The following is a 13,267-nucleotide window of genomic DNA, read 5'->3' on the forward strand; positions in this document are numbered from 1 at the left end:
ATTCATCAACAGGAGCGACGCATCATGATGGGTATGGAGTGGCTGAGGCCGGGGGTCTTCTTCGGCTCGATCCTGTTCGCGCTGATCGGCGTGCTGGTGTTCTGGATCTGTTTCGTGATCATCGACAAGCTCACGCCCTACGACCTGTGGGCCGAGATTGTCGAGAAGCAGAACAAGGCCCTGGCGCTGGTGGTGGCGGCGATGTGCCTGGCGATCGGGCTGATCGTCGCCGCGGCGATCCATGGCTGAGCACGCGCATCCGGCGCAGCCGGCCGGCGCGTGAGCGAGCCGGCGGCACTCGATGCCGCGGCCACCGGCCGCGCCGCGGCGGTGCGTCCGGCCGAGGTGGCGCTGCTCGCCTCGGTGTTCGTCGTCGCGGCCTGCGGGCTGGTCTACGAGCTCGCGGCCGGGGCGCTGGCCAGCTACCTGCTGGGCGACTCGGTGCTGCAGTTCAGCACCGTCATCGGCGCCTACCTGTTCGCGATGGGCATCGGCTCCTGGCTGTCGCGCCACATCGAGCGCCAGCTGGTCGCCAACTTCCTGCGCATCGAGCTGCTGGTCGGCCTGATCGGCGGGCTGATGCCGGCGGCGCTGTTCGTCGCGCACAGCCTGCTGCCGGTCAGCGCGGTCGCGCCCTTCCGTGCGCTGCTCTACGGGCTGGTGCTGACGGTCGGCATCCTGGTGGGCCTGGAGATACCGCTGGTGATGCGGCTGCTCAAGCGCCACTTCAGCGAGCGCTACGCGTTGAAGGACCTGGTGTCGCAGGTGCTGACCTTCGACTACCTCGGTGCGCTGGCCGTGTCGGTCGCGTTTCCGCTGCTGCTGGTGCCGCAACTCGGGCTGGTGCGCACCGGCGTCGTGTTCGGCCTGCTGAACGTCGCCGTCGCGGTGTGGGCGCTGTGGCTGTTCCGCGCCGAACTGCGGGCCTGGCGTGCGCACGCGCTGGCCTGCGCTGCGGTGCTCGCCGCGCTCGGTGCCGCGCTGCTCGGCGCCGACCGGCTCACGACCTGGGCCGAAGACCGCTTCTACGGCGACCGCATCGTCTTCAGCCAGAGTTCGCCGTACCAGCGCGTCGTCGTCACGTCGGGCTCGGCGGGGGTGCGGCTGTTCCTCAACGGCAACCTGCAGTTCCACTCGCGCGACGAGTACCGCTACCACGAGGCCCTGGTGCACCCGGCGATGGCGGCGCACGGCGCACCGAAGCGCGTGCTGGTGCTCGGCGGTGGCGACGGCATGGCCGTGCGCGAGGTGCTGAAGCACCCGGCGGTGGAGCACGTCACGCTGGTCGAGCTGGATCCGGCGATGACGCGGTTGTTCTCGACCGAGCCGCTGCTGACCGCGTTGAACGGCGATGCGCTGAAGTCGCCGAAGCTCACGATCGTCAACGACGACGCCTTCGGCTGGCTGGACCGCCACGACGCGCTGTTCGACGTGATCGTGGTCGACTTCCCTGACCCGAGCAACCATGCGATCGGCAAGCTCTACTCGACCAGCTTCTACGCGCTGATGGCCCGCCACCTGGCGGCCTCCGGCTACGCGGTGGTCCAGACCACCTCGCCGTTGATCGCGCGCAAGAGCTTCTGGACCGTGGTGAGCACCATCGAGGCCGTGGGCCTGCAGGCGACGCCCTATCACGCGCACGTGCCCAGCTTCGGCGAATGGGGCTTCGTGCTGGCCGGCCAGCGGCCCTATGCCGCGCCGCGTCAGGTGCCCGACGGCCTGCGTTTCCTGACCGTCGGCGGCCTGCCCGCGCTGTTCGATTTCCCGCCCGACATGGCCCGCGTACCCGCCGAGCCCAACCGCCTCAGCACCCAGGGGCTGGTGCACACCTTCGAAGAGGAATGGGGCCGCGTCCACCAGTGAGCGGCGCGCGCCGTGCGCTGCTCGCGGCGGGCGGGGCGCTGGCCGTTGGGCCGTGGCTGGCCGGTTGCGAGCGCGCGCCGGCTGAGGTGGCGGGTGGCTGGGTCGGCGCCGACGCGGCGCGCGGCCACGCGTTGCGCGACGGAAGGCTGCCGCGCGCCGATGCCAGCAGCGCGCGACGCTGCAGCGTCGCGATCGTCGGTGCCGGCGTGGCCGGGCTGGCGGCGGCACGGGCGCTGCGCCACGCCGGCATCGACGACTTCCGCGTGTTCGAGCTGGAAGACGCGGCCGGCGGCAATGCCCGCGCGCACACCATGGGCGGCATGCGCTGTCCGCTCGGCGCGCACTACCTGCCGCTGCCGGGCCCCGAGGCGCGCGAGGTCGCGGAACTGCTGCACGAACTGGGCGTCGCGCGCAGCGAGGCCGGCCGCACGGTCTACGAGGAGCGTCATCTCTGCCATGCGCCGCAGGAGCGCGTGTTCGTGCCGTCCGTCCAGGCCGACGCGACGGCGCCGGGTCGCTGGCACGAGGGCCTGTTGCCGCTGGAGGGCGCCGGCACCGGCACGCTGGCGCAACTGCGCCGCTTTGCCGCCGAGGTGGGGACGCTGCAGCGCGCGTTGAGCTTCGCGATGCCCACGCTGCGCAGCCGCTGGAGCGCGGGGCTGGCCGCCCTCGACGCACAGACCTTCGCGGCCTGGCTGAGTGCGCGGGGCTACGACGACGCGCGGCTGCTCGCCTATCTCGACTACAGCTGCCGCGACGACTACGGCGCCGGTCTCGGGCTGGTCTCGGCCTGGGCCGGGATCCACTACTTCGCGAGCCGCCACGGCTTCCATGCGCCCGGCGACGATGACGCCGAGCCGGCCGATGCGGTGCTGACCTGGCCCGAAGGCAATGCCTGGCTGAGCGAAAGGCTCGCACGCGGGCTCGACGATCGCCTGCAGACCGCCGCGCTGCTGACCCGCATCACGCCGGCACGCCACGAGGTGGCCCTCGAGGTCTGGAATGCGCGGGCCGCGCGGCCGGAGCGCTGGCAGGCGCGGCAGGTCGTCGTCTGCGTGCCGCTGTTCATTGCGGCGCGGCTGATCGATGCGCCGCCCGCGGCACTGGCCGATGTGGCGCCGCGGCTCGCCTATGCGCCCTGGCTGGTCAGCAACCTGCAGTTGCACGCGCCGCTGCTCGACCGCCCCGGGCCGCCGCCGGCCTGGGACAACGTGATCGCCGGCAGCCCGGCGCTGGGCTATGTCGACGCGATGCACCAGAGCCTGCGCCCGGTGCCCGGTCCGACGGTGCTGACGCACTACTGGGCGCTCGGCGGGCAGTCGCGCGCCGAGCTGAACGCGCAACGCGCCCGCCTGCTGGCGGCGCCGTGGGCCGCCTGGCGCGACGCGGTGCTGGCCGACCTGCTGCCGGCACACCCCGACCTGCCGCAGCGGCTGGCGCGCATCGACTCGATGCGCTACGGTCACGCGATGATCGTGCCGACCCCCGGGCTGCGCGGCGACGCGGCGCTGGCCGCGCTGGGCACGGCGCAGGGACGCTTGCACTTCGCCCATGCCGACCTGTCGGCCGGTTCGGTGTTCGAGGAGGCCTACACGCGCGGCACACTGGCAGGCCAGGCGGTCGCGCAGACCCTGGGCGGCGACCCGACTTCGAGGAGATCGACATGAAGCCCCATCGCATCGCGGTGATTCCCGGCGACGGCATCGGGCAGGAGGTGATGCCCGAAGGCCTGCGCGTGCTCGAGGTGGCGGCACGGCGCTTCGAACTGGCGCTGCAGTTCGATCATTTCGACTGGGCCTGCGCCGACTACTGGCAGCGCACCGGGCAGATGCTGCCCGACGACTGGTTCGCGACGCTGAGCGGCTACGACGCCATCTATTTCGGCGCCGTCGGCTGGCCGGCCGTGGTGCCCGACCACGTGTCCCTGTGGGGCTCGCTGCTCAAATTCCGCCGCGAGTTCGACCAGTACATCAATCTGCGCCCGGTGCGGTTGTTCGACGGCGTGCCGTGCCCGCTGGTCGACCGCGACGGCCGGCCGCGCAAGCCCGGCGACATCGACTTCTTCGTGGTGCGCGAGAACACCGAGGGCGAGTACACCAATCTCGGCGGGCGCATCTTCGAGGGCACCGAGCGTGAGATCGTGATCCAGGAGTCGGTGTTCTCGCGCCACGGCACCGACCGGGTGATGAAGTTCGCCTTCGAGCTGGCGCAGTCGCGGCCACGCAAGCACCTCACCGTGGCCACCAAGTCCAACGGCATCGCCATCAGCATGCCGTGGTGGGACGAGCGCGCCGACGCGATGGCGCAGGGCTACCCCGAGGTCACGGTCGACAAGCAGCACATCGACATCCTCAGCGCGCGCTTCGTGCTGCAGCCGACGCGCTTCGACGTCGTGGTCGCCAGCAACCTGTTCGGCGACATCCTCAGCGACCTGGGTCCGGCCTGCACCGGCACCATCGGCCTGGCGCCGTCCGCGAACCTGAACCCGCAGCGCCAGTTCCCCTCGCTGTTCGAGCCGGTGCACGGCTCGGCGCCCGACATCTTCGGCCGTGCGATCGCGAACCCGGTGGCGATGATCTGGTCGGGCGCGCTGATGCTCGACTTCCTCGGCGGCGCGATCGGTGCGGACACCGCACGCCATCTGCAGGCCCACGATGCCATCGTGGCGGCGATCGAGCGGGTGCTGGTGGCAGGGCCGCGCACGCCCGACCTGGGTGGCAACGCCTCGACGACGGTGATGGGGCGCGCGATCGCCGAGCAGGTGGCAGCCAGCGCGCCTTAGGGGCGTTGGCTCAGCGTGCGCCGGCGCGTGTCAGCCGGTCGAGTTCGGCGCAGGCTGCGGCCTTGCCCTCGTTGAACACCACCACCTCGTTCGACAGCAACCGGTTGCGGCTCTCGCGCGGTGCGCCGCTGTCGATCCGATACGCCCAGTTCCACGGGCCCTTCTGGCGCCCCGTGGTCCACACCTCGACGGCCTTGCCGCGGTGCTCGAACCGCTCCTGCATCGTTTCCCCCGTGTCGCGAGTGTCTACGCCGTCATGATGAGCCTCTGTACGTTTTGTTTCATCCTCGATCTGGGTGGCGCCGTGCCCCGGGCAGGCCCGGGAATCGGGGGGACGGCGGAGTGCTGAGAAGGTGTTGGTGCAGCTTGAATAATAAGAATGATTCTCATTACAATCAGCGCCATGGCACCGGTTTCCGAACCCGTGCCAACGCAGCCAGGGCCTCCCACCCGAGCCAGTCCGACGACTCAGCACGCCCGCGTTCGCGCGGTGGAGGCTCGCAATGAATCGCAACGATCCCGAAGGCGCCGTGCGCCGTCTGCCGGCCGAACCGTCGGACGACGACGTCGACCCCAGCGTGCTGCCGAGCGCCGAGGCCCTGCTGGCGGGCACGCTGGCCCTGATGACCGGCGTGGTGGAGCGGGCCGCGCTGGCCCAGCCGCTCGCGGCACACGGCCAGAGCCTGCTGATGGCGGCCAAGGTGCGCCGGCAGCTCGGCTGCCTGAGCCACCACCCTCAGCTGAGCGAAGGGTTCCGGCTCACGCTGCACCGTCTGCTCGGCCATTGGGATCGCCTGACGCCGACCGCCGAGGTCGCGGATGCCGTCGGCGTCGATCCGGCCGAAGCCGCCCAGCGGCTGTGGCACCGCGCACCCGGGCAACTGCAATAGCCCCCGGCGCGGCGCGCGGCACTCAGCCGCGCATCAGCGCCTCGATCTCGTCGGGCCGCACCGGCACGCCCCGGCTCAGCAGCTCGCAGCCGTCGGGCGTGACGAGTGCATCGTCCTCGATGCGGATGCCGAGGTGCCAATAGCACTCCGGCACGTCGGGGGCCGGCCGCACGTAGAGCCCGGGCTCGATCGTGACCACCATGCCCGGCTGCAGGCGGCGTGAAGGCTTCTTGATGATGAGGCCGCCGAGCCCGTCAGGCTGTTCGACCGGCACCTCGTCGAGCGCGAGGTACTCGCCGGCATCGTGCACGTCCAGCCCCAGCCAGTGGCCCGTGCCGTGCATGTAGAAGCGCCGGTAGGCGGCGCTGGCCACCACGTCGTCGACGTTGCCGTGCCGGTCGCGGTCGAGCAGGCCCAGGTCCAGCAGACCGGCGCTCAGCGCGCGCACCGCGGCCCAGTGGCTGTCGGTCTTGCGGGCGCCGGGCCGGGTGTGGGCGATCGCGGCCTCCTGGGCGGCCAGCACCAGCTCGTAGAGCGCGCGTTGCGGCGCCGTGTAGCGCCCGTCGACTGGAAAGCTGCGTGTGATGTCGCTCGCATAGCTGCCGTACTCGCAGCCGGCATCGATCAGGCACAGCTCGCCGGGCCGCAGCTCGGCATCGCCGGCCGCGTAGTGCAGCACGCAGGCATTGCGGCCCGCGGCGACGATGCTCGTGTAGGCCGGGCCGCTGGCGCCGCTGCGGCGGAACTCGTGCAGCAGTTCGGCCTCGAGCTGGTATTCGCGCAGGCCGGGCCGGCAGGCCTGCATCGCGCGCACATGCCCGGCCGCGCCGATCTCGCCGGCGCGCCGCATCAGCGCCACTTCGTGCGGGTCCTTGAACAGGCGCATTTCGTCGATCAAACGAGCCAGGTCGCGCTGCTGCGTCGGCGACTCGATGCCGGCGCGTGAACGCGCACGCACGCTGTCCAGCCAGCCGGCGACGCGCGACGCCAGCCCGTCGTGTCCGCCGAACGGGAACCACACCGCCGGGCAGTTGGCGAGCCGCTGCGGCAACACCGTGTCCAGCGCCTCGATCGGCAACGCCTCGTCGATGCCCAGCGCGGCGGGCGCCGATGCGGGGCCGAGCCGGTAGCCGTCCCAGATCTCGCGTTCCTCGTCCTTCGGTCGGCACAGCAGCAGGCTGCGACCGGCGGCGTCGAGGACGAGCAGCGCGCCCGGCTCGGAGAACCCGGTCAGGTAGTAGAACGCGCTGTCGTGGCGGTAGGGGTGCTCGCTGTCGGCGTTGCGCGTGCGCTCCGGTGCGGTCGGCAGCACGGCGACACCGCCGCCGGCTTCGCGCAGCGCGGCGCCCAGGCGTGCGCGACGTTCGGCATAGACGGAGGGGCTCATGGGGCGATGCGGTTCTGGGTACGCTTGCAGTGTAGTGAGCGCGGCGCGGTGTCCGCCGCGCGCGGCACCGATCCCCGATGACCAGGAGTCCCTCTCATGCAATACCGCCGTCTCGGCCGCTCCGGCCTGCAGGTCAGTGAACTGTCGCTCGGATCCTGGGTGACGTATCACAACCAGGTCGACGTGAGCGCCGCGAAGGACATGCTCGCGGCCGCCTTCGATGCCGGCGTCAACTTCTTCGACAACGCGGAGATCTACGCCAACGGCCGCAGCGAGTCCATCATGGGCGAGGCGCTGCGCCAGCTCGGGCTGCCGCGGCTCGACGTCGTCGTGTCGACCAAGTTCTTCTGGGGCCTCGACCGCGCGAAGCCAGGCGAGCGGCCACGCATCAACGGCCAGGACACGCTGAACCGCAAGTACCTGCACCAGGCGATCGATGGCGCACTGCAGCGGCTGCAGCTCGAGGTTGTCGACCTCGTGTTCTGTCACCGGCCCGACCCGCACACACCCATTGAGGAGACGGTGTGGGCCTTCCATGACCTCATCACCCGCGGCAAGCTGCTCTACTGGGGCACCAGCGAGTGGAGCGCGCAGGAGATTCGCGCCGCCTGGGAGATCGCGGACAAGCACCACCTGCACAAGCCGGTGATGGAGCAGCCGCAGTACCACCTGTTCCACCGCCGCCGCGTCGAGGAGGAGTACGCGCGGCTCTACGAGGACATCGGGCTGGGCCTGACCACCTGGAGCCCGCTGGCGAGCGGCCTGCTGACCGGCAAGTACCGACGCGGCATCCCCGAGGGCAGCCGCGGGGCGCTCGAGAACATGGCCTTCCTGCGCGACGGCCTCACGGATCCGGCGAAGAACGCCGCGGTCGGCCAGCTCGAGGAGATTGCCGCCGATCTGGGCGGCACGGTCGCGCAGCTCGCGATCGCCTGGGCGAACCGCAACCCGCGCGTCAGCACCGTGATCCTCGGGGCCAGTCGCATCGCGCAGCTGCAGGACAACCTGAAGGCCCTGGCGCTCGCGCCCCGGCTCACGCCGGAAGTGCTGGCGCGGATCGATGCCGTGACGAAGCCGTTGGCCAGCTGAGCCGGCTCAGCCCGGTCCGCCGCGATTCAGCGCCAGCGGATCGATGCGGTTCGACGGGTGCACCGGCACCGGCTCCAGCCTGGCGCGGCGCGCCGCCGAGCGCTTGTCGGCGGCAGCACGGCGGCGGTTGTCGGCCACCACGTCCATCTGCATGCGCACGAAATTGGCTAGGCGCTCGATCTCGGCCTCGCCGCCGAACAGCGCGCCGGTGCGCGGCAGCTTCACCGCCTTGCCGTCACGCATCACCAGCGCGAGATAGCAGGTGCTGGGGCGTGCCCAGACGGGAATTCGCGACGCCCGCGGCCGCCGCTCGACGACGTTGACCTCGCTCAGGTCCGACACCGCGACGCGGCGTGCCGAATGCCGCCAGCCGCGCCGCCACGAGACGAACTTGACGCTCGCCGCCACGCGCTCCCAGGTCCACAGGTCCCAGGCCACGGCGGCGAGCCACAGCAAGCCGGCGGGCCACAGCGGCCAGCCCTCGAGCTGCAGGCCTGCCGCAGCGGCCAGGCCGCTCGCCAGCAGCAAGCCGGCCGCGACCAGCACCTGGGGCTCGCCGGGGGTCCACAGGCTGCGGTGGTAGACGACCGAGTCGGTGTGGTCGCCGGACACCGGTTCATGCGCCAGCCACGCTGCGCGCAGGCCGCGCACGGCGCCGCGCTGCAGCAGCACGGCGACCGGCACGCTCAGCAACCAGAGCAGCGGTGAGCCCACCCCGTCCATCGTTCTCAACTCCCATCCTGCAAGGCCTGCCAGCGTTGCGGTGTGCCGACGTCGGTCCAGGGCCCCAGGTAGAGGCTGCCGCTGATCCGGTCGCGGGCGATCGCCGCATCGAAATGAGGTCGCAGCGGCGCTTTCTGTCCCGGCGGCACGCCCTCGACCAGTTTCGATTGGAACAAGCCCACTGTGGAGTACGTGTAACGAGTGATGACCGCTGCATCGTCGCCCGCCAGGATGCGGCCTTTGTCACTGAGGCCGAAGTCGCCGCGGGGGTGTTGCGGCGGGTTGGGCACGAGCCAGAGGTGGGCCAGATCGCCACCGGCCATGAAGTCGTTCACGTGCTGCGCATCGAACCGGAAGCCGGGGATGTAGGCGTCGCCCGCCATGACCCAAAAGGTGTCCGATTGCAACAGCGGCAGCGCGGTGGCGATGCCGCCGGCGGTTTCGAGCGCGCCGCCGTAGTCCCGGCCTTCCATCGAGTAGCGGATGCTCAGCCCGAAGCGAGAGCCGTCGCCCAGCGTGGCCGGGAACTGCTCCTCGAGCCAGGCGGTGTTGATCACGACGCGTTGCACGCCGTCGCGCGCCAGCGCCAGCAGCTGCCATTCGATCAGCGGCTTGCCATGCACCGGCAGCAGCGGCTTGGGCGTGTGGTCGGTCAGCGGACGCATGCGCTCGCCCCGGCCGGCGGCGAGGATCAGCGCGGGGGCGTTCATGCAGCCGCCCCGCGGCGCAGCGCATGGCGTTCGGCGCGCGCCGGCGCGAAGGCCTCGATCAGCCGCGCGATCACGGCCTCGGCGCGCGCCGAGTTGTCGGCATGGCGATGGCACACGTAGACATCCAGCGTCACCGCGTCCAGTTCCGGCCAGGTGTGCACAGCGAGGTGCGATTCCGCCAGCAGCAGCACGCCGGTGACGCCGCGCGGTTCGCCGTGCTCGGCGGGGAAGGGATGGAAGCATTCGCCGACCGGCTGCAGGCCGGCGTCGAGAACGGCCCCCAGGCACAGAGCGCGCAGCGCCGACACGTCGACCAGGGCCGGGCTGCCGCGGCGGCAGCCGCTCAAATCGGCGGTGAGGTGCAGACCCTGCATGGGTGGCGCGACGGGGCTCGTAAAATCGTCGATTCTGCCGCTTCCGTGGCGCCCTTTTCCCCTGCAAATCATGGCTGCCCTCGAATCCCGCACGCCCGCCACCCCCGACACCTCGCTGATGGCCAACGCGATCCGCGCGCTGGCGATGGACGCGGTGCAGCAGGCCAATTCCGGCCACCCTGGCGCGCCGATGGGCATGGCCGACATCGCGGTCGCGCTGTGGGGCCGGCACCTGCGCCACAACCCGGCCAACCCGGCCTGGGCCGACCGCGATCGCTTCGTGCTGAGCAACGGCCACGGATCGATGCTGATCTATGCGCTGCTGCACCTGACCGGGTATGCCCTGCCGCTCGAGGAGCTGCGCAACTTCCGCCAGCTGCACAGCAAGACGCCAGGCCACCCCGAGGTCGGCATCACGCCCGGCGTCGAGACCACCACCGGTCCGCTGGGGCAGGGCCTCAGCAACGCGGTCGGCATGGCGCTGGCCGAGAAGCTGCTGGCGGCGGAGTTCAACCGCGACGGCCATGCCATCGTCGACCATCACACCTATGTCTTCCTCGGCGACGGCTGCCTGATGGAGGGCATCAGCCACGAGGCCAGTGCGCTGGCGGGCGCCTGGAAGCTCGACAAGCTGATCGCGCTGTACGACGACAACGGGATCAGCATCGATGGCCAGGTGGCGCCGTGGTTCGTGGACGACACCGCGAAGCGCTTCGCGGCCTACGGCTGGAACGTCGTCGGGCCGGTCGACGGGCACGATGTCGGAGCGGTCGATGCGGCGATCGCGCAGGCCAAGCGCCACTCCGGCCAGCCCAGTCTCATCGTGTGCAAGACCGCGATCGGCAAGGGTTCGCCGAACCGCGCCAACACCGCCAAGGCCCACGGCGAGCCGCTCGGTGCCGAGGAGATCGCGCTCACGCGGGCCGCGCTCGGCTGGCCGCATGCGCCCTTCGAGATCCCGGCCGAGGCCTACAACGACTGGGACGCCAGGGACACCGGAGCCAACCTGCAGGCCGACTGGGAAGGCCGCTTCGAGGCGTACCGCGCCGACCATCCCTCCGCCGCGGCCGAGTTCGAACGCCGGATGGCGGGCGCGCTGCCGGAGAACTTTGCGCAGATCGCGGTGGACGCCGCCATCGCGGCGCACGCCAAGGCCGAGACGGTGGCCAGCCGCAAGGCCAGCCAGCTCGCGCTGGAGGCCTTCACCGCTGCATTGCCCGAACTGCTGGGCGGCAGCGCCGATCTCACTGGATCGAACCTCACCAACACCAAGAGCACGCCGGCGCTTCGCTTCGACGCGGTGGGGGCCTCGAACGGGGGCCGCCACATCAACTACGGCGTGCGCGAGTTCGGCATGGCGGCGGTGATGAACGGCATCGCGCTGCACGGCGGCTTCATCCCCTACGGCGGCACCTTCCTGACCTTCAGCGACTACTCACGCAACGCCATCCGCATGGCCGCGCTGATGAAGCAGCGCGTGGTGCATGTCTTCACGCACGACAGCATCGGCCTCGGCGAGGACGGCCCGACGCACCAGAGCGTGGAGCACGCCGCGAGCCTGCGGCTGATCCCGAACCTCGACGTCTGGCGCCCGGCCGACACCGCAGAGACCACGATCGCGTGGACCAAGGCGCTGCTGAACGTGGACCGCCCGACCGCGCTGCTGCTGTCGCGTCAGAACCTGCCCTACCTGCCGAAGGCCGGGCTCGACGAGGTGGCGCGCGGGGCCTACGTGCTGGCCGAGCCGGCCGAGGTGGGGCTGAAGAGGAAGGCCCAGGCGGTGCTCATCGCCACCGGGTCCGAGGTGCAGCTCGCGCTGCACGCGCAGCAGCAGCTCGCAGCCGCCGGCATCGCGGTGCGCGTGGTGTCGATGCCCAGCACCACCACGTTCGATCGCCAGGACGTGGCCTACAAGCGCCGGGTGCTCCCCGACGGGCTGCCGCGGGTGGCGGTGGAGGCCGGCGTCACCGATGGCTGGTGGAAGTACGGTTGCGCGGCCGTCGTCGGTCTCGACACCTACGGCGAATCGGCACCGGCCGGTGCGTTGTTCAAGCACTTCGGCTTCACGGCCGAGAACGTGGCCGCGACCGTGCACCGGGTGCTGAAGAAGTGAGGGGCCGGTCGTCGCTGTGCGGCTCCGTGACATCTGCCGCGGGGAGCGCGGCCGGATGCCGGGGCCGGCGCGGTGGCGCGGGGCGTTTTGTCGTCGAATGCTGGCCTGAATGAATCCGGATTGAACCGAAGCTGAGGAAGACCCACACCATGACCATCAAAGTTGCCATCAATGGCTATGGCCGCATCGGCCGCAACGTGCTCCGTGCCCACTACGAGGGTGGCAAGAAGCACGACATCCAGATCGTCGCGATCAACGACCTGGGCGACCCGAAGACCAACGCCCACCTGACGCAGTACGACACCGCGCACGGCAAGTTCCCGGGCACGGTCAGCGTCGATGGCGATTACATGGTGATCAACGGCGACAAGATTCGTGTGCTGGCCAACCGCAACCCGGCCGAGCTGCCCTGGGGCGAGCTGGGCGTGGACGTGGTGATGGAGTGCACCGGCTTCTTCACCACCAAGGAAAAGGCCTCGGCGCACCTGAAGGGCGGCGCCAAGAAGGTCATCATCTCGGCGCCGGGCGGCAAGGACGTCGACGCGACCATCGTCTACGGCGTCAACCACGGCGTGCTGAAGGCCTCCGACACGGTGATCAGCAATGCCAGCTGCACCACCAACTGCCTGGCACCGCTGGTCAAGCCGCTGCACGAGAAGATCGGCCTGGAGTCGGGCCTGATGACCACCATCCACGCCTACACCAACGACCAGGTGCTGACGGACGTGTACCACGAGGACCTGCGCCGCGCGCGCAGCGCCACGCAGTCGATGATCCCCACCAAGACCGGTGCCGCCGCCGCGGTGGGCCTGGTGCTGCCCGAACTGAACGGCAAGCTCGATGGCTTCGCGATCCGCGTGCCGACCATCAACGTGTCGGTGGTGGACCTGACCTTCACCGCCAAGCGCGCCACGACGCTCGAGGAAGTCAACGCCGTGCTGAAGGCCGCGGCCGAGGGCGAGCTCAAGGGCATCCTGGCCTACAACACCGCGCCGCTGGTCAGCGTGGACTTCAACCACGACCCCGCGTCCAGCACCTTCGACTCGACCCAGACCCGCGTCTCGCCGGACGGCAAGCTCGTCAAGGTGCTGAGCTGGTACGACAACGAGTGGGGTTTCAGCAATCGCATGCTGGACACGACGGTAGCGCTGATGGCTGCCAAGTAATTACGGCGCTTCGCAGGCCCCCTGTCACACAAAGGCCCTTTGGGGCCTTTTTCGTGGGCTGGCGTTGCACCGTCGGGTAAAGCTCTGTCAACGCAGGCCGATACCGGGCGTGAGATGTCAAGCCCGGTGCGATCGCGCCCCTACACTCCTTCCATCGCTTTTTTCGATAT

The 13,267-nt window shown here is 70.5% G+C and carries 13 protein-coding genes; 8 read left to right on the forward strand and 5 right to left on the reverse strand.

The window, feature by feature from the left end; genetic code table 11:
• The first annotated feature begins 24 nt into the window (after window positions 1-24).
• From C1M51_RS10490 to C1M51_RS10505, 4 genes are read left to right on the forward strand one after another with little or no spacing between them, the layout of a single operon-like run.
• Complete coding sequence (locus C1M51_RS10490; RefSeq protein WP_011827849.1) at window positions 25-249, forward strand: DUF350 domain-containing protein; 225 nt, start codon at window positions 25-27, stop codon at window positions 247-249.
• Window positions 250-279: 30 nt separating this feature from the next.
• Window positions 280-1,863, forward strand: coding sequence for a polyamine aminopropyltransferase (locus tag C1M51_RS10495; protein ID WP_129449605.1), 1,584 nt, complete (start codon window positions 280-282; stop codon window positions 1,861-1,863).
• Complete coding sequence (locus C1M51_RS10500; protein WP_242499651.1) at window positions 1,860-3,530, forward strand: FAD-dependent oxidoreductase; 1,671 nt, start codon at window positions 1,860-1,862, stop codon at window positions 3,528-3,530. The genes C1M51_RS10495 and C1M51_RS10500 overlap by 4 nt, the downstream gene beginning before the upstream one ends.
• Window positions 3,527-4,645, forward strand: a complete 1,119-nt coding sequence (locus C1M51_RS10505) for a tartrate dehydrogenase (protein WP_129449609.1) — start codon at window positions 3,527-3,529, stop codon at window positions 4,643-4,645. The genes C1M51_RS10500 and C1M51_RS10505 overlap by 4 nt, the downstream gene beginning before the upstream one ends.
• A 10-nt stretch (window positions 4,646-4,655) precedes the next feature.
• Here the strand turns inward: C1M51_RS10505 and C1M51_RS10510 are convergent, their stop codons facing one another.
• Window positions 4,656-4,868 carry a hypothetical protein gene (locus C1M51_RS10510; protein ID WP_011827853.1) on the reverse strand — a complete coding sequence of 71 codons (213 nt, stop codon included), beginning with the start codon at window positions 4,866-4,868 and terminating at the stop codon, window positions 4,656-4,658.
• Between the two features lie 280 nt (window positions 4,869-5,148).
• Between C1M51_RS10510 and C1M51_RS10515 the strand changes: the two genes are divergently transcribed.
• Window positions 5,149-5,535: a hypothetical protein gene (locus C1M51_RS10515; RefSeq protein WP_129449611.1), complete on the forward strand. Its 387-nt coding sequence runs from the start codon at window positions 5,149-5,151 to the stop codon at window positions 5,533-5,535.
• Window positions 5,536-5,557: 22 nt separating this feature from the next.
• On the opposite strand, the gene C1M51_RS10520 is transcribed toward C1M51_RS10515, so the two are convergent.
• Window positions 5,558-6,922 (reverse strand): aminopeptidase P N-terminal domain-containing protein, encoded by a 1,365-nt coding sequence (locus C1M51_RS10520; RefSeq protein WP_129449613.1) that lies wholly within the window; start codon window positions 6,920-6,922, stop codon window positions 5,558-5,560.
• 96 nt (window positions 6,923-7,018) lie between these two features.
• On the opposite strand from C1M51_RS10520, the gene C1M51_RS10525 reads away from it, so the two are divergent.
• Window positions 7,019-8,011 carry an aldo/keto reductase gene (locus C1M51_RS10525; RefSeq protein ID WP_129449615.1) on the forward strand — a complete coding sequence of 331 codons (993 nt, stop codon included), beginning with the start codon at window positions 7,019-7,021 and terminating at the stop codon, window positions 8,009-8,011.
• Between the two features lie 6 nt (window positions 8,012-8,017).
• Here C1M51_RS10525 and C1M51_RS10530 read toward each other — a convergent pair whose 3' ends face one another.
• The 3 genes from C1M51_RS10530 to speD are packed head-to-tail and all read right to left on the reverse strand — an operon-like array spanning window position 8,018 to window position 9,818.
• Window positions 8,018-8,743 carry a hypothetical protein gene (locus C1M51_RS10530; protein ID WP_129449617.1) on the reverse strand — a complete coding sequence of 242 codons (726 nt, stop codon included), beginning with the start codon at window positions 8,741-8,743 and terminating at the stop codon, window positions 8,018-8,020.
• Window positions 8,740-9,444 (reverse strand): N-acetylmuramate alpha-1-phosphate uridylyltransferase MurU, encoded by a 705-nt coding sequence (murU, locus tag C1M51_RS10535; RefSeq protein ID WP_129449619.1) that lies wholly within the window; start codon window positions 9,442-9,444, stop codon window positions 8,740-8,742. Before murU ends, C1M51_RS10530 begins: the two co-directional genes overlap by 4 nt.
• Entirely contained in the window at window positions 9,441-9,818 is a 378-nt protein-coding gene (speD, locus tag C1M51_RS10540) for an adenosylmethionine decarboxylase (protein WP_129449621.1), read from the reverse strand. Before speD ends, murU begins: the two co-directional genes overlap by 4 nt.
• Before the next feature lie 70 nt (window positions 9,819-9,888).
• Between speD and tkt the strand changes: the two genes are divergently transcribed.
• Both tkt and gap read left to right on the forward strand, forming a co-directional pair.
• Window positions 9,889-11,931 carry a transketolase gene (tkt, locus tag C1M51_RS10545; RefSeq protein WP_129449623.1) on the forward strand — a complete coding sequence of 681 codons (2,043 nt, stop codon included), beginning with the start codon at window positions 9,889-9,891 and terminating at the stop codon, window positions 11,929-11,931.
• A gap of 149 nt (window positions 11,932-12,080) precedes the next feature.
• Window positions 12,081-13,097, forward strand: coding sequence for a type I glyceraldehyde-3-phosphate dehydrogenase (gene gap / locus C1M51_RS10550; protein ID WP_129449625.1), 1,017 nt, complete (start codon window positions 12,081-12,083; stop codon window positions 13,095-13,097).
• The last annotated feature ends 170 nt before the right edge of the window (window positions 13,098-13,267 follow it).

It is taken from the genome of Methylibium sp. Pch-M, assembly GCF_004136295.1.
Classification (GTDB): domain Bacteria; phylum Pseudomonadota; class Gammaproteobacteria; order Burkholderiales; family Burkholderiaceae_C; genus Methylibium; species Methylibium petroleiphilum.